Raw genomic sequence first — 23,063 nt, 5'->3', positions numbered from 1 at the left:
TCCTAAACCCCTGTTTCGCGATCCCCATAGGGATCAGGCAGGCCAAGGCTGGCGAGCGCACGGATTTCCAGCGCTTCCATCGCCTCGGCTTCGGCATCGACCATATGGTCATATCCCAGCAAATGAAAAGTCCCATGCACGATCAAATGCGCGGCATGATCGGCGATGGAGATGCCCTTGCCCTGCGCTTCATGGGCGCAGACGCCTTCGGCCAGCACGATATCGCCCAGCAGCACCTCGCCATCGTCGGTATTCGCGGTGCCCTCCAACAGGTCGCGTTGCACCATGGGGAAAGACAGCACGTTGGTCGGCTTGTCCTTGTCCCGATAGTTGCGGTTCAGTTGATGCACCTCCTCATCAGAGGTCAGCTTGACCGCGATCTCATATGTAACGGGACTTTGCACAAATTCGGCATAAGGGCTGTGCACGATGGCCGAGGTCACGGCGCGTTCGGCCAGTTCCTCCCAATCGATGCCCGGCCAGCCATCTTCCAGCACTATGGCAATATCAAGCATCGGGCCCCTCATAAGCCTGGACAATGCGCCCGACGACCGGGTGACGTACGACATCGCCGACATTGAAGGGCACGACCGCGATTCCCTCCACGCCCTGCAATCGTGACACGGCGTCGGCCAAGCCGGAAATGCCTGGCTGAGGTAGGTCGACCTGACGCGGGTCGCCGCAGATCACCATGCGGCTGTTCTCGCCGAAGCGGGTGAGGAACATCTTCATCTGCGCGACGGTGGTATTCTGCGCTTCGTCGAGCACGATGAAGGCGTTGGAGAGCGTCCGCCCGCGCATGAAGGCGAGCGGCGCGATCTCGATCTCACCCGATGCGATGCGCCGTTCCACCTGTTCGGCGGGCAGCGTGTCGTAAAGCGCGTCGTAGATCGGGCGCAGATAGGGATCGACCTTCTCCTTCATGTCGCCGGGCAGGAAGCCCAGCCGTTCGCCCGCTTCCACGGCGGGGCGGGAGAGGATGAGGCGGTCGACCGAGCCGGAGATAAGCTGGCTCACCGCCTGCGCGACGGCTAGGTAGGTCTTGCCCGTGCCTGCCGGTCCCAGCGCGAAGATGATGTCGTTTCGCGTCAGCGCCTCCATATAAGTGACCTGCGTGGCGGAGCGCGGCACGATGGTCTTCTTACGCGTGCGGATCATCACCTTGGGCGGTTCGGCGACGTCATGGCGGATGATGCCGTCCAGCGTCGGTTCGGCGGACATGGCGATGACGGCCTCCACCGCGCCGCCGTCGATCTCCTGCCCCGCGGCGATGCGGTTGTAGAGGCCGGTCAGCACGTCGCGGGCGCGGGCGGCGGCTTCGGCGTCGCCCTCGATCTGGAGCTTGTTGCCGCGCGCGGCGATATAGACGCCCAGCCGGTTTTCAATGGCCACGAGGTTCTGGTCATATTGCCCGAACAGTGCGCCCAGAAGGTGCGGGCGCTCAAAGGTGACTTCGAGCCGCGCGCGTTCGCCCGCTTCGGCCCGTTGATGCGGTTTCTTACTCATGTCAGCAGCCTCCCTCGCTCGTCTTCCATCTCTGTGTCAGGGCGCATCGCCATGGTCGGGGGAGATGGTTTCCCGCCGGTGCGGGATTGACGAGGCTTTGGTTCAAGCGGCTTTCCTCCTGCTGGGTTCACCGGCCAGACTGTTGGGACCGGCGCTGACGATATCGACTTCCACCATGTCGCCGATGGCAAGGTCCGGCGCGGTGACATGGACCGACTGAAGCCACGGCGTCTTACCGATGAGCTGGCCGGGATAACGGCCTTTGCGCTCCAGTAATATGTCCGTGCCGCGGCCTATGGTGGCGGTGTTGAACGCCACTTGATGCTGGTTGATGAGCGCCTGAAGCCGCGCCAGCCGCTCGTCCATCACCTCGGCCGGAATCTGGCCGTCCATGTCGGCGGCGGGCGTGCCGGGGCGGGAGCTGTATTTGAAGGAATAGCATTGTGCATAGCGCACTTGCTCGACGATCTTCAGAGTATCTTCGAACTCCGCGTCCGTCTCGCCGGGGAAGCCGACGATGAAGTCGCCCGACAGCGCGATGTCGGGCCGCGCTTCCCGCACCCGCTCGATGATCCGCAAATAACTGTCCGCGCTGTGGCTGCGGTTCATGGCTTTCAGGATGCGGTCATTGCCCGACTGCACCGGCAGATGGAGAAAGGGCATCAGCTTTTCCACCTCGCCATGGGCGGCGATCAGGCCGTCGCTCATGTCGTTGGGATGGCTGGTGGTGTAGCGGATGCGTTTAAGGTCGTTGATCTTCGCCAGTTCGCGGACAAGGCCGTCCATCCCCTGCATCCGGCCTTTGCTGTCCTCGCCCGTCCAGGCATTGACGTTCTGGCCCAGCAGCGTGATTTCGCGCGCGCCGCCGTCGACCAGCGCCTGTGCCTCTTCGAGGATTGCGTCCCATGACCGGCTGATCTCCGCGCCGCGCGTATAGGGCACCACGCAGTATGTGCAGAATTTGTCGCACCCTTCCATAATGGTAAGGAAAGCGGTGGGCCGCGCCTGCTTGGTCCGAGCGGGCAGGGCGCCGAATTTGGATGCGAGCGGCATGTCGGTGTCCACCGCTTCCTCGCCGCGACCCGCCTTGTCGATCAGGTCCGGCAGGCGGTGATAGGCTTGCGGGCCGACGACGATGTCGACGCTCTTCGCGCGGCGGCTGATCTCGCTGCCCTCGGCCTGCGCGACGCAGCCCGCGACCGCGATCATCGGCCGCGTGCCGTCCTCCCGGCGCAGGCGGCCGATATCGGAATAGACCTTGTCCACCGCCTTTTCGCGAATGTGGCAGGTGTTGAGGATAACGAGGTCCGCCTCCGTGCCCTCGGCTGAGGGGGTCATGCCGCGCTCGCCCAGCATCTCGGCCATGCGCTCGCCATCATAGACGTTCATCTGGCAGCCGAAGGATTTGACGTGGAAGGTGGCCGGGGCTTTGTCTGGCTTTGGGGGCGTGTCGTTACGATTCATGCGATCCAGCTATACAGTGCCATGGCCATCAGCGGAAGGCGGCAGGTGCATCGCGATGCTCGCGACAATATGTTCGCGCGCCATGGCGGCGATGACCTTGCGGTCGCCGCATCCGGTGGGATCGAAAGGTTCAAGGAAACGCAGCGTTACGTCCAGGCTTCCCGGGCGTTCCAGCAACCGTTTCACGTTGCTTCCCGCCGATTCATTGCCATGCCACGCAATGTCGGGGGCGGCGCGGCCATAGTCGATATGCACAGGCTGGATCATCACATCGCGGGGTGGCGGCAGCAGGACTGCCAGCAGAGTGGGCTTGAAGGGCAGAAGGGAGCGGCCGTCACCTGTCGTCCCCTCGGGGAAAATCGCCACGGGTTGATGCCCGATCATCGCCGCCCGCAACGCTTCGATCTGTCCCGCCAGCCCACCACGCTTTTCGCGCGAGACGAACAGCGTATTATTCTGGGCGGCCAGCCAGCCGATCACAGGCCAACGGGCAACGCCGTCATGCGAGACGAAGGCGGCGCCGGTCGCGCCGCCTAGCGCCAATATGTCGACCCAGCTTACATGATTGGCGATCAGGAACAGGTCGCTGGAAACCGGCTTTCCCGCCACCTGCACCCGCGCGCCCACGGATCGGGCGGCTAGGGCAAGGAAGCGGCGAGGCCAGGGCGACGGCCGCCGGAAAAGCCGCCACAACAAATGGGGCGCAAGGCAAAGAAAGAGGCTGGCCGTCAACGCGCCCAGGCGCAAGAAACGGCGTATCCGGCCCAAGCGATCAGCTCTTGCGGTCGATCACCACGCCGTAGAGTTCCATGCGGTGATCGACCAGGCGGAAACCCAGCTTTTCGGCAATCTGCTTTTGAAGCTGTTCCAGTTCAGGATCGACGAATTCGATCACATTGCCGGTTTCCACGTCGATCAGATGGTCGTGGTGGGATTCGGGCGCCGCTTCATAGCGGGCGCGACCGTCGCCGAAATCATGCCGGTCGAGGATGCCGGCCTCCTCGAACAGACGAACGGTGCGGTAAACCGTGGCGATGGAGATGCCGGGGTCGACTGCGGCGGAACGCCGATGCAATTCCTCGACATCGGGATGGTCCTCCGCTTCGCTCAGGACCTGAGCGATTACCCGGCGTTGTTCAGTGATGCGAAGGCCCTTTTCATGGCAAAGGGCTTCTACGTCGATCTTGCGGTTCATCTTTGTTCGCCGGCTGAATGGGATAGGATAGATTCAAGCCTAACGCCTTTTGCCGTTAGGTAAAAGGGGGAGCGGCCATGCCTCTCCCCCGAAGCGGTTCCATATGGGATGGAAACGCTCATTTCTTTCGACATCGCTTTTCAATTGCGGCGTCAGGTCGTCCGTTATTTACCGCGGGGGCGGCGGCGTTTCGTGCCAAGACCAATCTTTTTCGCCAATGTGCGGCGCTGTTCGGCATAGTTGGGCGCGACCATCGGATAATCGGCAGGCAGGCCCCATTTGGCGCGATAATCGTCCGGCGTCATCTGATAATGAGTCATCAGGTGGCGCTTGAGCATCTTGAGCTTTTTCCCGTCCTCCAGGCAGATGATATAATCCGGCTTGATGGAAGAGCGCACCGAAACCGCAGGCTCGGGCTTTACTTCCGGAGCGGGGACGGGGGTCGACAAATTGGTCAGGGCCGCGTGGACATTCTGAATAAGCACCGCGACGTCCGAAACGGCAACGCTGTTATTGGAAACATGCGCGGCGACAATATCCGACGTCAAAGTAATCAGCAGTTCTTTCTGGGCGGATTCGTTTTCCATTTTCTTTTTCCTGAAAAGGCTTGAACTAGATGCGACCCGCCCTGCCGGAAGCTGATGGATGAGCGGCGACCGTCCGCTATACTTTCCTGCCTAATCTGGCAAGGGGGCAGGTCAAATCATCATGTCCAGCCGTAGACTCAACGCGTCATGAAGTTGGCCATCATTGCCGCGATAATAACCAGGGCGGCGATGTACATATTCGAATCCGAACTTTTCGTAAAGTTTGATTGCGCTGTTGCTGGCGCGCACTTCCAGATTCATGGAAGCGATCCCCCTACGGCGCGCCGTGGACAGGCTGCTGGCGAGCAGGGCATCGCCAATGCCCCGGCCTCTCCACACGGGATCGACGGCCAACAGCAACAACTCGCATTCGTCGAGCACGGACCGGACCAGCGCGAACCCCAGCGGTATGGCGTCCAGCCGGGCGATGGTAAGCCAGGTTCCCGGCATGAGCATGACGCCGGAGATCTGCGGCAGCGTCCAGGCTTCGCCATAGACCGGGTCGAAAGCGCGGACCATGATCTCCATGGCGTCAGCCAGCGCGTTGCGCTCGCCTTCATCATAGGTGTCGAAGACGATGTCGGGCATCATGACGCCGTCCCCTGCGCCATCGGGCGCGCGTCCGCCTCGCGACCATATACCGGCGTGGGCGGCAAAGGTGGAAGCTGCGCGATCAGAGGATAATCGGCAGCATCGGGATATAGGGTGACGGCGGTTCCGATGCCCTTCGCCGTGACCAGCGCATCCGCGCCTGGCCCGTAAAAGATGGAATCGCCGGTCTGTTCCGCCAGCGCGGTAATCGGAGTGGAAGCAGGCTGCGTAAGGGGTGTCAGTCCATCCGCGGCGAAGCATTGCCAGAATAGTTCGCCGTGACCGCCGGTGAGGGTGACCGTCAGCAGTCCTCCCTCATGCGTTTGCGCGGCCTTTGCCGCGGTCAGCGCCAGCGCGCTATAGCCATGAATCGGAATCCGCCAGGCAAGCGACAGCGCCTTGGCCGCCGCAATCCCGATGCGGACGCCGGTGAAGCTGCCCGGTCCCACATCCACCGCGATCGCATCGGCGCGCCCGCCATCGGGCAGGGCGGCGATAACGGGGAGCAACGCTTCGGCATGGCCGCGCCCGACAATCTCATGGAAGCGTCCCACGGCAACCCCGTCATCCAGCAGCGCGACGGACAGCGCCTGTGTCGCGGTGTCAATGACAAGCAGTCGCAAACAAAACTCCCTGGAGCCGCCGCCGGCCGTCGGCATCACCTGCGGTTAATCGATCCGTATCGATTTGCCAAATGCCGTGATAATAGCGTCGGCGCAATGCCTCAGATGGCGCGGACTTCAGTCACTTCGGGCACATAATGCTTCAAAAGCTGCTCGATGCCGTTCTTCAGCGTCGCGGTGGAGGAGGGGCAGCCCGAACAGGCGCCATGCATCCGCAGATAGACCGTGCCCTTGTCAAAGCCGCGATAGACGATGTCACCGCCGTCATTGGCAACCGCCGGGCGGACGCGCGTGTCGATCAACTCGCGGATCTGCGCGACGATCTCGGCATCTTCGGGATCGTCGGAAAAATCATCCTCTTCGGCAGGAACGGCGATGCCTGCCGCGCTGCCGGGTGCGAACAGCGGCATGTTCGCTGAAAAATGATCGAGCAGGATGGACAGTATTTCAGGCTTAACGTCGTTCCATTCCGCGCCCGGCGCGATGGTGACGGAAATGAAGTCGCTTCCGAAAAAGACGCCGGTCACGTCGCCCAGCCCGAACAGGGCGTCGGCTAGCGGAGATGCCTCGGCTTCCTCCGGGCTGGCGAAGTCGCGCGTGCCGGTGCCCATGACGGCGCGGCCAGGCAGAAATTTCACGGTTGCCGGATTGGGCGTGTTTTCAGTCTCGATCAACATGCGTGCTATGTGGCGTCGGAAGGGCCGAAGATCAAGCGCCGGTGGAACTTCCCCCCATCGCGGACATTGACGACAAGACCCCATGGAGAGGAGAAGGCGCATGAGCACCGAGGCCGAAATTCGGGAACGTTTCTGGAAAGAGTTGTCCCGCAGTCCTTTTCTGATGGTGACTCTGCAAGGAACGCAGGATCACGCCATGCCGATGACGGCGCAACTGGACGCCAACGCCCATCGCTGTTTCTGGTTCTATTCCAGCAAGGGAAACCGGCTGGCGTCGGGCGGACGGGCCATGGCCCAGTTCGCGGCGAAGGACCATGATCTTTTCGCCTGCATTGATGGAATCCTGACGCCGGAAAGCGATCCTGCCATCATCGACCGTTATTGGTCGAACGATGTCGCCGCATGGTATTCGGGCGGACGGGACGATCCCGATCTGCTGATGTTGCGTTTCGATCTGGGCACGGCGGAAATCTGGCGGGCGGACAGCGGCGCCGGCGGTCTTTTCCGCAAGTTGTTCGGCGGCGATGCGCGCAGAGGGATGCAAGAAAAACACGCAGAGGTTTCGCTCTGAATCGTCCAATCCATTGAGTGACCACCGCCCCGATTGCGGTGGCTGCTTGCTTTTTCCTTATATTTACATCATATGCGCTCGACCGAGGAGCCGATGGCTCCCGCCTCTGGCGGCGTGAACGTCCCCGCGCATGAATGAATGCGGCGCAGGGACAGCGCCAGAGCAGTCCTTATATTTTCGTTTTGAGGCTTCCCTTTTCACGCGGGTCGTTTCGCCACCCGCCCCGTGCCCGCATATTGCGAAGGCGCGGGCTTTGTAATGGAAGTCATCTTGATGCAATTCACCGAACTTGGCCTTGCCGAACCGATTCTAAAGGCGCTGGCCGCCAAAAATTACGCGACCCCCACGCCGATCCAGCAAAAGGCGATCCCGGTCCTGCTGGAAGGCCGCGACCTGTGCGGCATTGCCCAAACCGGCACCGGCAAGACGGCGGCCTTTGCGCTGCCCAGCCTGGACCATTTCGCCCGCAATCCGAAGCAGACGCCGCTCAATGGCTGCAGGATGCTGGTGCTTTCGCCCACCCGCGAACTTGCCGCGCAGATCGCGCAGAGTTTCCGCGACTATGGCCGTTTTCTGAAACTTTCGGTCGAAGTCGTCTTCGGCGGCGTGCCCATCAATCGCCAGATCAAGGCGCTGAGCCGTGGCGTGGACATCGTCGTTGCGACGCCGGGCCGCCTGCTCGACCTGCTCGACCAGCGGGCCTTCACCATCAAGGATACGGAAATCTTCGTCCTCGACGAAGCCGACCAGATGATGGACATGGGTTTCATCCACCCGCTGCGGCGTATCGCCAAGCTGCTGCCGAAGGAACGGCAGAACCTGTTCTTCTCCGCGACCATGCCCAAGGAGATCGAGGCGCTCGCCGCGCAGTTCCTGAACGATCCGGTGAAGGTCAGCGTCGCGCCACAATCCACGACGGCCGAACGCGTCCTCCAGCGGGCAAGCTTCGTCAATCAGGCGGAAAAACAGGCATTATTGACCCTGACGGTCAAGAACGAGCCGATCGACCGCGCCCTCATCTTCACCCGCACCAAGCATGGCGCGGATCGCGTCGTGCGTTTCCTGGAAGGGGCGGGCATCCAGGCGGTCGCCATCCACGGCAATAAGAGCCAGGCCCAGCGCACGACCGCGCTTCAGGCTTTCCGCCACGGTCATGTGAAACTGCTTGTCGCGACCGACATCGCCGCGCGTGGCATCGATGTGTCGGGCGTGAGCCATGTCATCAATTTCGAGCTGCCCAACGTGCCGGAGCAATATGTCCACCGCATCGGCCGGACGGCCCGCGCGGGCGCGGAAGGCATCGCGATCAGCTTCGTGGCGGATGATGAGCGGCCATATCTCAAGGCCATCGAGCGAACCGCCAAAGTCAAGCTGGAGATCGTGCCGTTGCCTGAAAATTTCATGGAAGCGGTTCGCAACCTCCCCAAGCCCGCGCCCCCGCGCAAGGGCAAGCCGCAGACTTCCGAACAGCAGGCGAAGCGCGCCGATGGCCAGCGCCGCTATCAGGATCAGCAGAAGCAACAGCGCGGCACGCCCGACCGCGCCCATCGTCCCGATGGCGATGCGGCGCCCGCGAAGAAAAAGCCTTTCCGTCGCCGCCGCAGCGGCGTGGGCGCGCATAAGGGCGCGGTGCAGCGGACGGTGCAGCGTTAAGGGCTGCCCCCTGTCCGGGTGCTCCTGCGGAAGTGGGAGCACAATTAATAGCCGCTCTGCGGTCTGTTCGTTCCTGTTCGCCGTTATACAGGATCAGCACCCCGCAAGGAAAAGGCGCATCCTGAAAGGGATACGCGAGGCCAGGCGCCGCGCTTCCCGTTCGTCGCGGCGCTTTGTCAGTGGTCATTCAGGAAAATGTCGTTAGGCTCCCGGGCCTATGACTTTTTCCTTTCGGCGTTCAGCCGCTTCGCTATCCGTCCTCGCCCTTCTGCTCGCCGGCGCGCCCGCGCCATTGGCGGCTCGAACGGAAACGCCCTCCGCGCCCGCCACGGCAGGTTCCACAACGACCGAAACCCGCCCCTGGCTCTATGAAAACAGCGATGTGCCGATCGACACGGCATGGCGCTTCGGCACGCTTTCCAACGGTCTGCGCTACGCCATCCGCCGCAATGGCGTCCCGCCGGGGCAGGTCTCCGTTCGCCTGCGGATGGACGCCGGGTCGCTGATGGAACATGCCGACGAGCTTGGTTACGCGCATTTCATGGAGCATCTGACCTTCCGGGGATCGCGCCATGTGCCGGACGGCGAATCCAAGCGCATCTGGCAGCGTCTTGGCGTCACCTTCGGCAGCGACAGCAATGCTCAGACGACGCCTACCGGCACCACCTATGCGCTCGACCTGCCACAGGCCACGCAGGCGAGTCTTAGCGAAAGCCTCAAGATCCTCGCAGGCATGATGATCGATCCCAATATAGTGGACAGCGCCGTCAATGCGGAACGCGCAGTCGTCCTTGCCGAACGCCGCGAAAGCGACGGCCCGCAGATGCGGATTTCCGATGCCAGCCGAAAGCATTTCTTTGCCGGCCAGCCGCTTGCCGAACATAGCCCCATCGGAACAGTGGCGACGCTCAATGCCGTGACCGCCGCGAAGATGGAAGCTTTCCACCAGCGTTGGTATCGCCCGGAAAACGCCGTGATAGCCATTGCAGGAGACATTGATCCCGCGCTTGCCGAACAGCTTATCAAGGATAATTTTGGCACCTGGGCCATGGCGGGGAAGGGCGCTCCGATCCCTGATTTCGGCGCGCCTGATCCCAAGGCGCCAGCCACCGCCATCGCCGTGGAGCCGGGCATTCCGATGGGCGTCACCATGGCATGGTTGCGGCCATGGAAGCCGCGCGCTGACACGATCCTCTACAACCAGGACAAGCTGACCGACATGCTGGCGCTTCAGATCGTCAGCCGCCGCCTTGAAGCAGCAGCGCGGAGCGGTGGCAGCTTTCTTCAGGCTGGCGCGGATCAACAGGATGTCAGCCGTTCCGCCGATGGCACCTTCGTCACCATCCTGCCTTCCGGCGAAAATTGGCAGAAGGCATTGCAGGATGTCCGTGCCATCATAGAAGATGCGAAGGCAACGCCGCCCAGCCAGCAGGAAATCGACCGCGAATATGCCCAGATGGACACAGCGTTAGCGATTCAGGTCGAGAACGCCGATACCGAAGCGGGTGCGAAACAGGCGAGCGATCTGGTGAGTGCAGTCGACATCCGCGAAACAACGGTCAGTCCGCAGGCTGCGCTGGACATATTCCGTTCCGGCAAGCCTGCCATGACGCCGGAGAAGATTCTCGATTCCACCCGCAGGCTGTTTTCAGCAGGCGTGTTTCGTGCTCTGCTGGTGACGGGGAAGGCGCAGCCGGGGTTGGATGCGGAACTGGCCTCCGCAGTGGCGGCGCCGGTTCAGGCGGCGGCCAATGCGCGGTTGGCCGACAAGCTCGTGACGATGGACGACCTGCCGCCACTGGGGCCTCCGGGCACAGTCGTGTCACGCACACCCATCGGCCTTAAGGGAATGGAGAGCATCACTTACTCCAATGGGGTCAAGCTGACGCTGTTCGCCAATGACGCGGAAACCGAAAAAGTGCGGATCAACGTCCGCTTCGGTCATGGCCAGCAGGCCTTCTCTCCGACGAAGCCGGTGCCGAGCTGGGCCGCCGACTATGCTCTGGTGGCGAGCGGGATCGGCAAGCTGGGTCAGCGTGAACTGGACGACCTGACCAATGGTCGCCGGATGGGGATGCAGTTCTCCATCGACGATGATGCTTTTGAATTTCAGGCGGTGACCCGACCCGCCGACTATAAAGACCAACTGCGCCTGTTCGCGACGAAATTGGGGGCGCCCGGTTGGGATCCAGCCCCCATAGCGCGCGTCAAGACCGGCGCGATGGTCGCCTATGATGCGATGTCGCGATCCCCTGACTCAGTGCTGGGCCGCGATCTCAACTGGCTGCTGCATGACAAGGATGTGCGTTTCCGCACGCCATCACGCGAGGAGATCGAAAAGCTCTCTCCCCAAAACTTCCGTGCGACGTGGGAGCCGATCCTGGCCTCCGGTCCGATTGAAGTGCAATTGTTCGGGCAGGTGAATGCCGAGGACGCGATCAAGGCGATTGGCGCGACATTCGGCGCTCTGCCCGCCCGCCCCGATAAGCCCGTTCCCGCCGCGAACCGTGTCATGCGCTTTCCCGCCCATGTAGAAAAGCCGATCATTCTGCGTCACGAAGGGGATAAGGAACAAGCCGCCGCTGTCATGGCGTGGCCGACCTCTGGCGGCTTTGCCCTTACCAAAGAGGCGCGACAGCTTGAGATATTGACCCAGATCTTCAATGACCGGCTGTTCGACAAACTGCGTTCCACGGAGGGTTCGGCCTATTCGCCCACCGTTCAGAACAACTGGCCATTTTCCTATGAAAGCGGCGGTTACATCCTGGTGTCGAGCCAGGTGCGGCCCGATCGGGTCAATTATTTCTACGATGTCGTGAAGGAAACAGCCACCGATCTTGCCAAGACGGCGGTGACGCAGGACGAATTGCAGCGTGCGGTGGCCCCTATGCAGCAGTTATTGATGCGGGCGGGGACGGGGAATGCCTTTTGGATGAACCAGATGGAAGGCGCGACCCATGATCCCCGCTATGTCGAGGCGATGCGGACCATGGCGCAGGATATGCTGACCGTCACGCCGGGCGACATTCAAAAGCTGGCCGCAAAATATCTTGTGCCCGCGAAGAGCTGGTCCGCGGTGGTATTGCCGGAAGGTGTCGCTGCCCAATAGTTAGCCAAAGTGAGTCGCGAGGCGAAAAAGACATCCCTATCGGCAAGGGCCGGCCGATAGGGAGGGAACAACAGGGGCGCATTGTTGCGACGCAGCAAAAAGGGGTGTCGACAATGGCGAAAAAAGCTAGCGAGTAGCCTTCAGCGCCGCGACGATCATCTGTGCCGCGCGACGGGCCGTGCATTCGTTGGATAAATTCGGCAAAGACAGGCTTCGATGCCCCATGCCGAAGATGGAGGCGAGGATGACCTCTTCCGCTCCGTCAAGCGCTTCTCCTGACAGGTGCGGGTTGGCTATACATGCAAAATCGCGTAGAAAACGACGAAACTGTTGGCACATGGCGCTCACGGTTTCCCCTACAGGCCGGTTTCGTAGCGCTTCGGCCAGAATATCGAATGACAGGGCCTCATCCTTGTCGCGAAGACTCAGCAGAAAGAGGTGCTCAAATGTCTGTTCGATATCGATCTCACCTGCTTTGAGGCGGAGGCGGAGAATATCAATTTTCTCGATACGGTCATTCATATCCATGCCGATCAGGGCTTCTATGATATCTTCCTTGCCCTTGAACAGCCGATAGATTTGTCCGACCGAAACTTTTGCGGCGGTAGCAAGTTCGGCCATGGAGGTTTGATGAAAGCCATGCGTGGAAAACAGATCACGCGCGGTATTCAGAATATGCTCCCGGCCGCTCCGTTCCTGCTGCACTGCAACCATTTTTCTTCTTGACCCCGCTTTTACCCTTGAATTGATAATGCCAGTTTCTTACCTGTCGGGCAAGCGGAATGAATGTTCATTCCAGATATGACAAACTCCATCGAAACGGATAGGCAACGATGCAAAAGGGGACACTCATCGGACTGGTGGCTTGTGCGTCGGCTCTGGCCCTTACCGGTTGTGGTAAGGAAGCGCCGCCGGCTCCGCCGCCGCCAGCCGTCGGCGTGGTGACGTTGAAAGCCGAAACCGCTCCGTTGACGACTGAGCTGCCGGGACGAATTGCGGCCATGGAAACGGCCGAGGTGCGACCACAGATCAGCGGCGTGATCCGCCGTCGCCTTTTTACCGAAGGTGGCTATGTAAAGGCGGGGCAAGTCCTCTATGAGATCGACGACGCGCCATATCGCGCCGCGCTCGCGCAGGCGCAGGGCAATCTCGCCCGGGCGCAAGCCTCGATCACCGCTACGGGCCTGCAGGCCCAGCGCTACCGGGAACTTGTCGGGATCAACGCCGTCAGCCGTCAGGAGGCCGATAACGCCATGGCGGCGGCGCAACAGGCGCGCGCTGACGTCGCCGCACAGCGTGCAGCCGTTCAGGCGGCACAAGTGAGCCAGAATTTCACTCGTATCACGGCGCCGATCTCCGGCCGGATCGGTCGCTCCCTGTTCACGCCGGGTGCGCTTGTGCAGACAGGTCAGGCGGACCCGCTCGCCACCATCCAGCGGACCGACATGGTGTATGTCGACGTGACGCAGTCCGCCGCCGACATCATCAACCTCAAGCAGGCGATGCAGCGCGGCGGAGTCAATGAAGCCGATGGCGCGCGCGTGCAACTTCTGCTCCCCAATGGCAGCGTTTATCCGATTGAGGGGAGGCTGCAGTTTTCAGAGGTGACCGTCGACCCAAGTTCCGGCGCCGTCACATTGCGGGCGACCTTCGCCAATCCCGACGGCCTGTTGCTGCCGGGCATGTATGTTCGCGCCAAACTTGTCGAAGGGCAACGGCGTGACGCGATCCTGGCGCCGCAACAGGGTATAACGCGCGATGCGCGCGGTCGTGCCACCGCATTGATCGTGAACGCCAAGAACAAGGTGGAAGCGCGTGACGTGCAGGTCGATCGTGCCGTGGGGGACAAGTGGATCGTGACCAGTGGTCTGAAGGCCGGCGACCGCCTGATCGTGGAAGGGTTGCTCAATCTTCGCCCCGGCGCGGACGTTCGCCCGGGCGCGCCCCAACAGATCACGCGGCCTGCGAACGGAGCGCGATAAATAATGGCACGCTATTTTATCGACAGGCCCATTTTTGCATGGGTCATTGCCATCGTCATCATGCTGGCCGGACTGCTTTCCATCCAGCGGCTGGCCGTGGCGCAGTTTCCTGAAATTGCGCCGCCGACAGTTGCGATCAACACCACTTATCCCGGCGCCAACGCGGAAACGCTGGAAAGCACGACAACGCAACTTATCGAGCAGCAGCTCAAGGGCATCGACAATCTGCGCTATTTCTCGTCGACGAGCGATTCGGCGGGTAATCTTGCCATTACATTGACCTTTGAACAGGGGACCAACGCCGATATCGCGCAGGTTCAAGTTCAGAATAAACTCGCGCAGGCCACGCCCTTGCTGCCCCAGGAAGTGCAGCAGCAGGGATTGCGGGTTACGAAGTCCAGTTCGACCTTCCTGATGATCATGGCCCTCTATGCCGATGATGGCATCCATGATCAGATGGATGCGGCGGATTTGGTCGCGTCGACCCTTCAGGACCCATTGAGCCGCGTGGAGGGGGTAGGCGACACGCAGTTGCTGGGCGCCCAATATGCCATGCGGATCTGGCTCGATCCCTATAAGATGGCGAATCTGGGGATTACCACAGGCGATGTGAAAAATGCCATCAGGGCCCAGAACGCGCAGATTTCCGCAGGACAGATCGGGGGCACCCCTTCGCCGGACGGTCAGGCCCTCAATGCCACGGTGACGGCGCAGTCGCGGCTTCGCACACCCGAAGAGTTCCGGCAAATCAGGCTGCGCAGCAACGGTGACGGGTCGGTGGTCAATCTCTCCGACGTTGCACGAATAGAACTGGGCGCGGAGAATTACAGTTTCAGAGCCAAGTTCAACGGTTATCCATCTGCGGGATTTGGTATCAAGCTTGCGCCCGGCGCGAATGCGCTCGACACGGTGGAAGCCGTTAAGGCGAAGGTCGCGGAGCTTTCGAAGAACTTCCCCGCCTGGGTGAAATATGACTTCCCGGTGGACAATTCGACATTCGTCAGGCTGTCGGTCGAACAGGTCATCCACACCCTTGTCGAAGCGGTTCTGCTGGTCTTCGTCGTCATGTTTGTATTTCTGCAGAACTGGCGTGCGACCCTTATTCCAACCATTGCCGTGCCGATCGTTTTGCTGGGATCGCTGGCCATATTATATGCCGCCGGCTTCACCATCAATACGCTGACGCTGTTCGGCATGGTCCTCGCAATCGGCCTGTTGGTCGATGATGCCATCGTCGTGGTCGAGAATGTCGAGCGCATCATCCAGGAAGAGGGGTTGAGCCCCAAGGAAGCCGCCAAGAAATCGATGGACGAAATCAGCGGCGCGCTGATCGGCATCGGCCTGGTATTGTCGGCCGTGTTCCTTCCGATGGCGTTTTTCGGCGGATCGACCGGGGTTATCTTCCGGCAATTCTCCATCACCATCGTGTCATCGATGGTCCTCTCCGTTCTTGTCGCGTTGATTTTGACGCCGGCCTTGTGCGCCACGATCCTGCGCCCCCAACGCGAAGGCCATGGCGCGCAAAAGGGATTTTTCGGCTGGTTCAACAGAACCTTCGACCGCAGTGTCGTCCACTATGGAGCGGGCGTCGAGAAATGCGAGCGGAACTGGGGCAAGACCATGCTGATCTACGCTGTGATCATCATCGGCATGGGTTTCCTGTTCCTGCGTCTGCCTTCGGGCTTCCTTCCGGGGGAGGACCAGGGGCGCATCATCAACCAGGTTTCGCTGCCGGCCGGTGCCACGCTTGAGGAAACGGAACGCACCATGGGGAAGTTGCGCGATTTTTATCTGAAGGATGAAAAGCAGAATGCGTGGGCGGTCTTCAGCATTTCGGGCTTCGGTTTTGGAGGACAGGGCCAAAATGTGGGCATTGCATTCGTAAAGCTGCGCGACTGGTCTGAACGCAAGGGTAAGGAGCATAGCGCGGATGCCATCGCGCAGCGCGCAAATGCCGCCTTTAGGAAGATTTCAGCGGGCAAGGTCATTGCCCTGGTGCCGCCTGCCGTGCAGGAACTTGGCAACGCGTCGGGCTTTGATTTCCAGTTGAAGGATGTGGGTGGCATAGGTCATGAAAAGCTGCTGGAAGCGCGCAACCAATTGCTCAGCATGGCCGCGGCCGACAAGCGGCTGGTTCAGGTAAGGCCCAATGGGCTGGAAGATACGGCGCAGTTGAAGCTGAATGTCGATCAGGCGGCGGCCGGCGCGCTCGGCATGGCGCAGGCCGATGTCAATGACACGATCAGCACGGCGCTGGGCAGTTCCTATGTCAATGACTTCATCGACCGCAATCGCGTGAAGCGGGTCTATCTTCAGGCCGATGCGCCGTTTCGCACGACGCCCGATTCCATCGGCGCCCTGCATGTTCGTGGGGCGAGTGGAACCATGGCTCCGCTGTCAGCCTTCAGTACAACGGAGTGGATTTATGGTCCGGCCCGTCTGGAACGTTTCAACGGCGTTCCTTCCATGGAGATCATGGGCGCGCCGGCACCCGGCGTCAGCAGCGGCGAGGCGATGAAGGCCATGGAGGAATACGCCGCGAAGTTGCCGGCAGGGGTCGGCTACGAATGGGGCGGCATTTCCTATGAGGAGAAAACCTCGGGTGGTCAGGCGCCTGCGCTTTACGCCCTGTCGATGTTGATCGTGTTCCTCTGCCTTGCCGCACTGTATGAAAGCTGGTCGGTGCCGTTGGCGGTGATGATGGTCGTTCCGCTCGGCGTGATCGGGGCGGTTCTCATGGCGGGGCTGTCAGGACTGGATAATGGCATTTACCTTCAGGTCGGCCTCATCACGACAATCGGCGTATCGGCGAAGAACGCCATCCTGATTGTGGAGTTTGCAGAAGAGAAGATGCAGCAGGGGCTTCCTCCCGCTCGCGCGGCACTGGAGGCGGGCAAGCTGCGCCTGCGGCCCATTTTGATGACCAGCTTCGCCTTCATTTTCGGTGTTATGCCGCTGGCCTTGTCCACAGGCGCGGGCGCGGGTGGTCAGAACGCAATCGGCCTGTCTGTTGTTGGAGGTATGCTGTCCGCTACGGTACTGGCGATCTTCTTTGTGCCAGTGTTCTTCACCGTCGTGAAGCGGCTGTTCCGCCAGCATAATGCTCTGTCGGAAAATTCTCAGAACGAAGCCGCGACGCGGCCTCAGGAAAGCTGATAGAAGATGAACGGTCTCAAGCGAAAAGCGTTCTTGGCGATGGGCTTGGCGGTGACACTGTCGGCTTGCGACATGGCGCCTAAATATGTGCGTCCCGAACTGCCGGTCCCCGTCGCCAGCCCAGAGGGCGCGGCCTATGCTGATGCGGGCGCGCAAGAAGCAATTGTTCCGGCCGACACGGCCTGGAAGGATTTCTTCGTCGATGAGCGCCTGACCCGTGTCATCGGCACAACACTGGCGAACAACCGCGATCTTCGCGTCGCGCTCGCCAATGTGGAGCAGGCCCGCGCGCAGTTCAAAGTGCGGCGCGCCGATATCCTGCCGACCGTGGGTCTTAATGGCAGCGCGACCTATCAGGAACAGCCCATAGTGCAGTTTCCCGGTATGGAAGGAAACCGGAACAACACGGATGTTTATTCTGCTTCCGTTGGTATTTCCGCCTGGGAGATCGATCTGTTCGGACGAGTGAGGAACCTCACTAAAGCCGCGCAGGAGCAATATTTCGCATCCATCGAAAACCGTAACGCCGCGCAGACGGCGCTGATCGCGGAAGTGGCGTCGACATGGATGACCATGGCGACCGATCAGGAACGATTGCGGATCGCCCGCGATCTGGAATCGGCATTCGGCAAGACGCTTGAGCTGACGAAATCTCGTTTTGCAAAGGGTATCGCGTCGGAACTGGAAGTGCGACAGGCGCAGACCAGTTATGATCAGGCGCGATCCGACATAGCGCAGGCGACAACGCTGGTGGCGCAGGATCAAAACGCCCTTAATCTTCTGGCTGGCACGACGATCGGTGCGGAGGATTTGCCGGAGGCGATGCCACAAGGCGACGTGGTGCTGGGCAACCTGCCCGACAATTTGCCATCTTCACTTTTGCTGAAACGGCCCGATATCGCGGCGGCGGAACATCAGTTGCGCGGCGCCAATGCGAATATCGGCGCGGCGAGAGCGGCCTTTTTCCCCAATATCTCTCTTACCGCGGCGTTCGGGACGATGAGCCTGGGGCTATCCAACCTGTTCAAGTCCGGCAGCGACTATTGGTCGGTGGCGCCGTCGGCAAGCGTGCCCATTTTCGATTTTGGCCGGAATCAGGGTAATTTGCGATATGCGCGGGCCACCTATGATGCGATGCTCGCCACATATGAAAAGAGCGTGCAGACAGGCTTCCGTGAAGTAGCCGATGCTTTAGCCCGGCGTGGCACCATGACGGATCAACTGGCTGCCCAGACATCGCTCAGAGATTCTGCTCGTGTTGCCTACACATTGTCGGAGGCGCGATTCCGGGCAGGAATCGACAGCTTTTTGACAACGCTGGATTCCCAGCGCGCGCTCTATGCCGCGGAACAAAGCCTGTTGGCCACCCGATTGGCGCGGACGGCCAATATGATTGAGCTTTACCGGGCCATGGGCGGAGGTTTGAAGTAGAAGCTCCCATGAACATGCATTTTTGATCGCAAACCATGTTGGTACATAAGGTCATTGCGTCTCCGGTTGGACAGCTCAAGCTGGTGGCGAGCGACCGGGGCCTGAAAGCGGTTCTGTGGGAAGAGGGCAATCCGGCGCGCGTACCTCTGGATGCATCGCGCGAATCCGGCAGCCATCCCTTTCTGGCGCAGGCGGAAATTCAGCTTGGCCAGTATTTCGCGGGCGAGCGACACGATTTTCAACTGCCGCTCGATTTTGCGGGGACGGTCTTTCAACAGATTGTGTGGCGCGCTTTGCTCGATATTCGCTACGGCGAGACATGCAGCTATGAGAATCTCGCCCACAGGATTGGCAAGCCGACCGCTCATCGGGCGGTGGGCGCGGCAAATGGTCGCAATCCGATTTCCATCATCGTGCCCTGTCACCGCGTGCTGGGCAAGAACGGCGCCTTGACCGGTTTTGCCGGCGGGCTTGGCGCAAAGACTTATTTGCTGAATCTGGAGCGTCGTTGCAGCGACGCAGAATAGGTTTGCCGAATTTTACGCGGGTGGCCGTGTGTCATAAATGCGCTCAATTTAACTACAAATAAAAGATCGCCTTTTCGGTATATTATGGCTTTCCTTGCGTGGTTTGTAACCATCCGGGGAATGCATGAATTGCGTATAATATGGTGAGCCTAGACCTAATCGGAGGTTTGAATTTTGATGCCAATTTCTGGTGGAGCACCAACCATCAGATGAGACTGGGTCATGAATCAACCGAGATTCGCGAAGCCGCTTAACGAAGCAAGCAAGGGAGCGGGATTGGGCAACCGAACGGATTTCCGCTGGGACAGGGAGCCGCTGGACAGCAACCCGCCACGGGCTTTGCGTGGGGAATTTGCCCGCGCGGCCTATTTCGGAGCCTTGGCCGTTTCGGCGCGCCTTGCCGCACAATCGCTTCCCGACCCTCAACTCAGCATTCTGACCGATATCTATGTTCACGCTTCGCACCGTGTACCTTATACCGTGGCCGACGCCTCCGACATTTCTGGGTTGAAGGGGGAGCGCCTCTTCGCGCTGATAAGGCAGATGTGTTCCAAAGGTGTTTTGCGCCTTTATCGCAGGCGGATGGCAGAAGCGGAGATGGAAATGCACCTTCGCATTGACCTCATGCCCGCGAAACATGCCGAATTAAGCGGATATTTCGCACGAGCATGTCAGGAAGGCATGGCGATACCTCACGCTGTCTCGCGCTGATATGCTATACAGGGGAACAGTCCGCTGATGAATGGCGGCATGCCTCATTCATGAGAACGGAGAAAATGAGGATTTGAGCCAGGAGAGGAGCGATGAAATCGGTTCTGCTGCATATCCACGACGATCAGGGAGCGGAAAGCCGTCTTCAGGCGGCTTGTGATCTCGCCCGCGGCTGTAAGGCGCATATTCAATGCGTACAGGTTCGATCGGCGCCGGATCTTGTGGCGGCTGATATGTATGGCGGCGGCGCTTTTGCTCCCGTCATTACCGAAGAATTGCGGGAGATCGATGACAGGCTACGCGTGCAGGTGGAAGATCGGTTAAGGCGGGAAGGGGTGAGTTGGGACTGGAGGCAGGTCGATGGTGAAACCGTCGGCGCGCTGTTGCGGGCGGCAAAGCTGTCCGACATCATCGTTGCGACCTTGCCGGAAGGGCCGCGCAAGGATTTCAAGGATCCCCTGCCGATCGTTTCCGATCTCGCGCTGGGTGGCCGCACGCCAGTTCTGGCTATGCCGCAATCGGCGAAATGCTTTAAGATGCCGGGACGCGCCCTTGTGGCATGGGATGGATCGCATGAGGCCGCGTCAGCCATCAAAGCCGCGATTCCCCTATTGCAGCGGACACAGGATGTTCATGTGGTGACGGTGGAAGAAACCGATAAACGGGAATTTCCATCGACGGAGGTGCCGGAATATCTTTCCCGTCATGCCATCCCCGCGCAGATGCACAGTTGGTCGCGTGATGGAGAAGCGGTGGAGACGGCTCTGCTGGGCGCCATCAGCGCATTGGCGGCGGACTGGGTAGTCATGGGGGCCTTTGGTCACAGCCGCCTGCGTGAACTGGTTTTCGGCGGGGTTACGCGCCGCATGCTTCGGGATGCGCGGATACCCTTACTACTCGCTCATTGAATTATTGGTGCGGACGGCGGGACTCGAACCCGCACTTCCAGGGGAAAGCGGATTTTAAGTCCGCTGCGTCTACCGGTTTCGCCACGTCCGCGCGCTGCTTCCCTGCGGCTTCGATGGCAGGACGTCAAGCAATGCGTTCAGACATGCGCCTTGTTAAGACGTTCCCGCATTTCCTTGCCCGGTTTGAAATAGGGCACCCGCTTGGCAGAAACGGGAACCTGTTCACCCGTGCGGGGATTCCGGCCCGTTCGTGCTTCTCGCGCTCGTGTCGTGAACGCGCCGAAGCCGCGCAATTCCACCCTTCCGCCGGTCGACAGGCGATCGACAATCTCCTTGAAAAAGAGATCGACAATCCTCTCCACCTCCTGAAGGCCGAGCTCCGGATTTTCGTCTGTCAACTTCTGGATCAGTTCAGAGCGGATCATTTGGCCCTCCCGCATCCTTTTGGTTTCACCGTTTATTTTATAGAGAATCGGCAAATTGTTGACAATTGATTCATTTTATTCGTTGCGGTCCGAAAACGATACAAAAAATGCTCACCGGACATTCGGCCCGGCGAGCATTTTTTTCAATATATCAAAAGTATAAGGTTCAGCCTTCGCTTTTCGCCTTGAGCGCTTCGCCAAGGATATCGCCCAGCGATGCGCCGCTGTCCGACGAGCCATATTGTGCGACGGCCTGCTTTTCTTCGGCGATCTGAAGCGCCTTGACGGAGAAGGTCGGCTTCTTGGCCCGGTCGAAGCCGGTTACCATCGCGTCGAACTTCTGACCGATCTGGAAGCGTTCCGAACGCTGCTCGTCGCGATCGCGACCCAGGTCGCTGCGCTTGATGAAGCCAGTGGCGCCATCTTCGCCAGCCTGGACTTCCAGGCCGCCATCGCGCACTTCAAGCACAGTCACGGTAACGGTCTGGTTCTTCGACAGGCCTGCTGCAGCTGCCGAAGTGCCGCCAGCGGCCGGACCACCACGCTCAAGCTGCTTCATGCCCAGGCTGATGCGTTCCTTTTCGACATCGATGTCGAGGACCACGGCCTGAACCATCTCACCCTTGCGGTGCAGCGCCAGCGCGTCTTCGCCCGAAATGCCCCACGCGATGTCGGACATGTGGACCATGCCGTCCACATCGCCGTCGAGGCCGATGAACAGGCCGAACTCGGTTGCGTTCTTGACTTCGCCTTCGACGGTCGAGCCAACCGGGTGTTTGTCGGCGAAGCTGTCCCATGGGTTCGACTGAGCCTGCTTGAGGCCGAGCGAGATGCGGCGCTTTTCCGGATCGACTTCGAGGACGATGACTTCCACTTCCTGGCTGGTCGAAACGATCTTGCCGGGGTGGACGTTCTTCTTGGTCCAGGACATTTCGGAGACGTGGACCAGACCTTCGATGCCCGGTTCCAGCTCCACGAACGCACCATATTCGGTGATGTTGGTGACGCGACCCGACAGCTTCGCACCGACCGGGTACTTGGCAGCGGCGCCTTCCCACGGATCGCTTTCGAGCTGCTTCATGCCCAGGCTGATGCGCTGCGTATCGCGGTTGATGCGGATGATCTGGACGCGGACGGTGTCGCCGATGTTGATCATTTCGCTCGGATGATTGATCCGCTTGTAGCTGAGGTCGGTGACGTGCAGCAGGCCGTCAATACCGCCCAGATCGACGAACGCACCGTAATCGGTGATGTTCTTGACCACGCCCTCGATGATCTGGCCTTCCGCCAGCGTCTGAATGAGACCGCTGCGCTGTTCAGCGCGGGTTTCTTCCAGGATGGCGCGGCGCGACACGACGATGTTGCCGCGGCGGCGATCCATCTTCAGGATCTGGAAGGGCTGCGGAATGTCCATCAGCGGGGTAACGTCGCGAACCGGACGAATGTCGACCTGTGAGCCGGGGAGGAACGCCACGGCGCCGTCGAGATCGACGGTGAAGCCACCCTTGACGCGGCCGAAGATGACGCCTTCGACGCGGGCGCTTTCGGTGAATTCTGCTTCGAGCTTGTCCCAGGCGGCTTCGCGGCGGGCGCGGTCACGCGACAGCATCGCTTCGCCATGGGCGTTTTCGACGCGGTCAACATAGACTTCGACTTCGTCGCCAACCTTCAGGTCAGCCTTCTGGCCCGGCGCGGCAAATTCGCGCAGCGGCACGCGGCCTTCGCTCTTGAGGCCGACGTCGATGACAGCGAGGTCGTTTTCGATGCCGGTAACGGTGCCCTTGACGACGCGGCCTTCAAAGCCGCCATCCTCACCACCGAGAGAATCATTGAGAAGCGCGGCGAAATCGTCGCGCGAGGGGAATGCCACAGAGGCCATTAAGTCGGTCCTTCACTCATCATTGCTGGCCAATCGGTTGTATCCGATGGTCTTTGGCCAAACCGCCC

The 23,063-nt window shown here is 60.5% G+C and carries 21 protein-coding genes and 1 tRNA gene; 9 read left to right on the top strand and 13 right to left on the bottom strand.

The annotated features are described in order from the left end of the window. Nucleotides 1-2: 2 nt before the first annotated feature. The 9 genes from ybeY to LDB26_RS09630 all read right to left on the bottom strand — a co-directional run bounded on the left by ybeY (nt 3) and on the right by LDB26_RS09630 (nt 6,643). The gene (gene ybeY, locus LDB26_RS09670) at nt 3-515 is read right to left on the bottom strand and encodes an rRNA maturation RNase YbeY (protein ID WP_062065889.1); all 513 of its coding nucleotides are present in this window, start codon (nt 513-515) and stop codon (nt 3-5) included. After that, nucleotides 508-1,506: a PhoH family protein gene (locus tag LDB26_RS09665; protein ID WP_062065887.1), complete on the bottom strand. Its 999-nt coding sequence runs from the start codon at nt 1,504-1,506 to the stop codon at nt 508-510. The genes ybeY and LDB26_RS09665 overlap by 8 nt, the downstream gene beginning before the upstream one ends. A gap of 102 nt (nt 1,507-1,608) precedes the next feature. Beyond that, complete coding sequence (gene miaB, locus LDB26_RS09660) at nt 1,609-2,970, bottom strand: tRNA (N6-isopentenyl adenosine(37)-C2)-methylthiotransferase MiaB (protein WP_257541904.1); 1,362 nt, start codon at nt 2,968-2,970, stop codon at nt 1,609-1,611. Nucleotides 2,971-2,979: 9 nt separating this feature from the next. Further along, nucleotides 2,980-3,738: a 1-acyl-sn-glycerol-3-phosphate acyltransferase gene (locus tag LDB26_RS09655; RefSeq protein ID WP_257541902.1), complete on the bottom strand. Its 759-nt coding sequence runs from the start codon at nt 3,736-3,738 to the stop codon at nt 2,980-2,982. A gap of 4 nt (nt 3,739-3,742) precedes the next feature. After that, nucleotides 3,743-4,165, bottom strand: coding sequence for a Fur family transcriptional regulator (locus tag LDB26_RS09650; protein ID WP_062065879.1), 423 nt, complete (start codon nt 4,163-4,165; stop codon nt 3,743-3,745). A 164-nt stretch (nt 4,166-4,329) separates the two neighbouring features. Next, on the bottom strand, nt 4,330-4,752 hold the full coding sequence (locus LDB26_RS09645; protein WP_062065878.1) for a MucR family transcriptional regulator: 423 nt from the start codon (nt 4,750-4,752) through the stop codon (nt 4,330-4,332). Nucleotides 4,753-4,863: 111 nt separating this feature from the next. Next, complete coding sequence (locus tag LDB26_RS09640) at nt 4,864-5,343, bottom strand: GNAT family N-acetyltransferase (RefSeq protein ID WP_062065875.1); 480 nt, start codon at nt 5,341-5,343, stop codon at nt 4,864-4,866. Then, nucleotides 5,340-5,966 carry a tRNA (adenosine(37)-N6)-threonylcarbamoyltransferase complex dimerization subunit type 1 TsaB gene (tsaB, locus tag LDB26_RS09635; protein WP_062068837.1) on the bottom strand — a complete coding sequence of 209 codons (627 nt, stop codon included), beginning with the start codon at nt 5,964-5,966 and terminating at the stop codon, nt 5,340-5,342. Before tsaB ends, LDB26_RS09640 begins: the two co-directional genes overlap by 4 nt. Nucleotides 5,967-6,067: 101 nt before the next feature. Further along, nucleotides 6,068-6,643, bottom strand: a complete 576-nt coding sequence (locus LDB26_RS09630) for a NifU family protein (RefSeq protein WP_062065872.1) — start codon at nt 6,641-6,643, stop codon at nt 6,068-6,070. 100 nt (nt 6,644-6,743) lie between these two features. Here LDB26_RS09630 and LDB26_RS09625 point away from each other — a divergent pair, with 100 nt between their 5' ends. The 3 genes from LDB26_RS09625 to LDB26_RS09615 all read left to right on the top strand — a co-directional run bounded on the left by LDB26_RS09625 (nt 6,744) and on the right by LDB26_RS09615 (nt 11,976). After that, on the top strand, nt 6,744-7,214 hold the full coding sequence (locus tag LDB26_RS09625; protein WP_257541899.1) for a pyridoxamine 5'-phosphate oxidase family protein: 471 nt from the start codon (nt 6,744-6,746) through the stop codon (nt 7,212-7,214). Between the two features lie 273 nt (nt 7,215-7,487). After that, nucleotides 7,488-8,867 (top strand): DEAD/DEAH box helicase, encoded by a 1,380-nt coding sequence (locus LDB26_RS09620; protein WP_257542048.1) that lies wholly within the window; start codon nt 7,488-7,490, stop codon nt 8,865-8,867. A gap of 217 nt (nt 8,868-9,084) precedes the next feature. Beyond that, the gene (locus LDB26_RS09615; protein ID WP_257541897.1) at nt 9,085-11,976 is read left to right on the top strand and encodes a pitrilysin family protein; all 2,892 of its coding nucleotides are present in this window, start codon (nt 9,085-9,087) and stop codon (nt 11,974-11,976) included. A 126-nt stretch (nt 11,977-12,102) separates the two neighbouring features. Here LDB26_RS09615 and LDB26_RS09610 read toward each other — a convergent pair whose 3' ends face one another. Next, nucleotides 12,103-12,690: a TetR/AcrR family transcriptional regulator gene (locus LDB26_RS09610; RefSeq protein ID WP_062065864.1), complete on the bottom strand. Its 588-nt coding sequence runs from the start codon at nt 12,688-12,690 to the stop codon at nt 12,103-12,105. 119 nt (nt 12,691-12,809) lie between these two features. Here LDB26_RS09610 and LDB26_RS09605 point away from each other — a divergent pair, with 119 nt between their 5' ends. From LDB26_RS09605 to LDB26_RS09580, 6 genes are all read left to right on the top strand, one after another. Continuing rightward, nucleotides 12,810-13,958, top strand: a complete 1,149-nt coding sequence (locus tag LDB26_RS09605) for an efflux RND transporter periplasmic adaptor subunit (protein ID WP_257541895.1) — start codon at nt 12,810-12,812, stop codon at nt 13,956-13,958. Between the two features lie 3 nt (nt 13,959-13,961). Next, nucleotides 13,962-17,114, top strand: coding sequence for an efflux RND transporter permease subunit (locus tag LDB26_RS09600; RefSeq protein WP_257541893.1), 3,153 nt, complete (start codon nt 13,962-13,964; stop codon nt 17,112-17,114). A gap of 6 nt (nt 17,115-17,120) precedes the next feature. Beyond that, on the top strand, nt 17,121-18,545 hold the full coding sequence (locus tag LDB26_RS09595; protein WP_257541891.1) for an efflux transporter outer membrane subunit: 1,425 nt from the start codon (nt 17,121-17,123) through the stop codon (nt 18,543-18,545). Between the two features lie 35 nt (nt 18,546-18,580). After that, nucleotides 18,581-19,072, top strand: a complete 492-nt coding sequence (locus tag LDB26_RS09590) for a methylated-DNA--[protein]-cysteine S-methyltransferase (RefSeq protein WP_257541889.1) — start codon at nt 18,581-18,583, stop codon at nt 19,070-19,072. 378 nt (nt 19,073-19,450) lie between these two features. Beyond that, entirely contained in the window at nt 19,451-19,783 is a 333-nt protein-coding gene (locus LDB26_RS09585) for a hypothetical protein (RefSeq protein ID WP_156415287.1), read from the top strand. A 92-nt stretch (nt 19,784-19,875) separates the two neighbouring features. Beyond that, the gene (locus tag LDB26_RS09580) at nt 19,876-20,691 is read left to right on the top strand and encodes a universal stress protein (RefSeq protein ID WP_257541887.1); all 816 of its coding nucleotides are present in this window, start codon (nt 19,876-19,878) and stop codon (nt 20,689-20,691) included. Between the two features lie 5 nt (nt 20,692-20,696). Here LDB26_RS09580 and LDB26_RS09575 read toward each other — a convergent pair. The 3 genes from LDB26_RS09575 to rpsA all read right to left on the bottom strand — a co-directional run bounded on the left by LDB26_RS09575 (nt 20,697) and on the right by rpsA (nt 22,995). Further along, nucleotides 20,697-20,782: transfer RNA gene (locus LDB26_RS09575), tRNA-Leu, on the bottom strand. A 46-nt stretch (nt 20,783-20,828) separates the two neighbouring features. Then, nucleotides 20,829-21,116, bottom strand: a complete 288-nt coding sequence (locus LDB26_RS09570) for an integration host factor subunit beta (protein WP_257541885.1) — start codon at nt 21,114-21,116, stop codon at nt 20,829-20,831. Between the two features lie 166 nt (nt 21,117-21,282). After that, complete coding sequence (gene rpsA / locus LDB26_RS09565; RefSeq protein ID WP_062065839.1) at nt 21,283-22,995, bottom strand: 30S ribosomal protein S1; 1,713 nt, start codon at nt 22,993-22,995, stop codon at nt 21,283-21,285. Nucleotides 22,996-23,063 lie beyond the last annotated feature (68 nt).

This window comes from Sphingobium sp. CFD-1, assembly GCF_024611115.1.
In the GTDB taxonomy this organism is placed as follows: domain Bacteria; phylum Pseudomonadota; class Alphaproteobacteria; order Sphingomonadales; family Sphingomonadaceae; genus Sphingobium; species Sphingobium baderi_A.
Note: the sequence above shows the minus strand (reverse complement) of the source record. Positions and strands in the feature narration are given on the sequence as shown.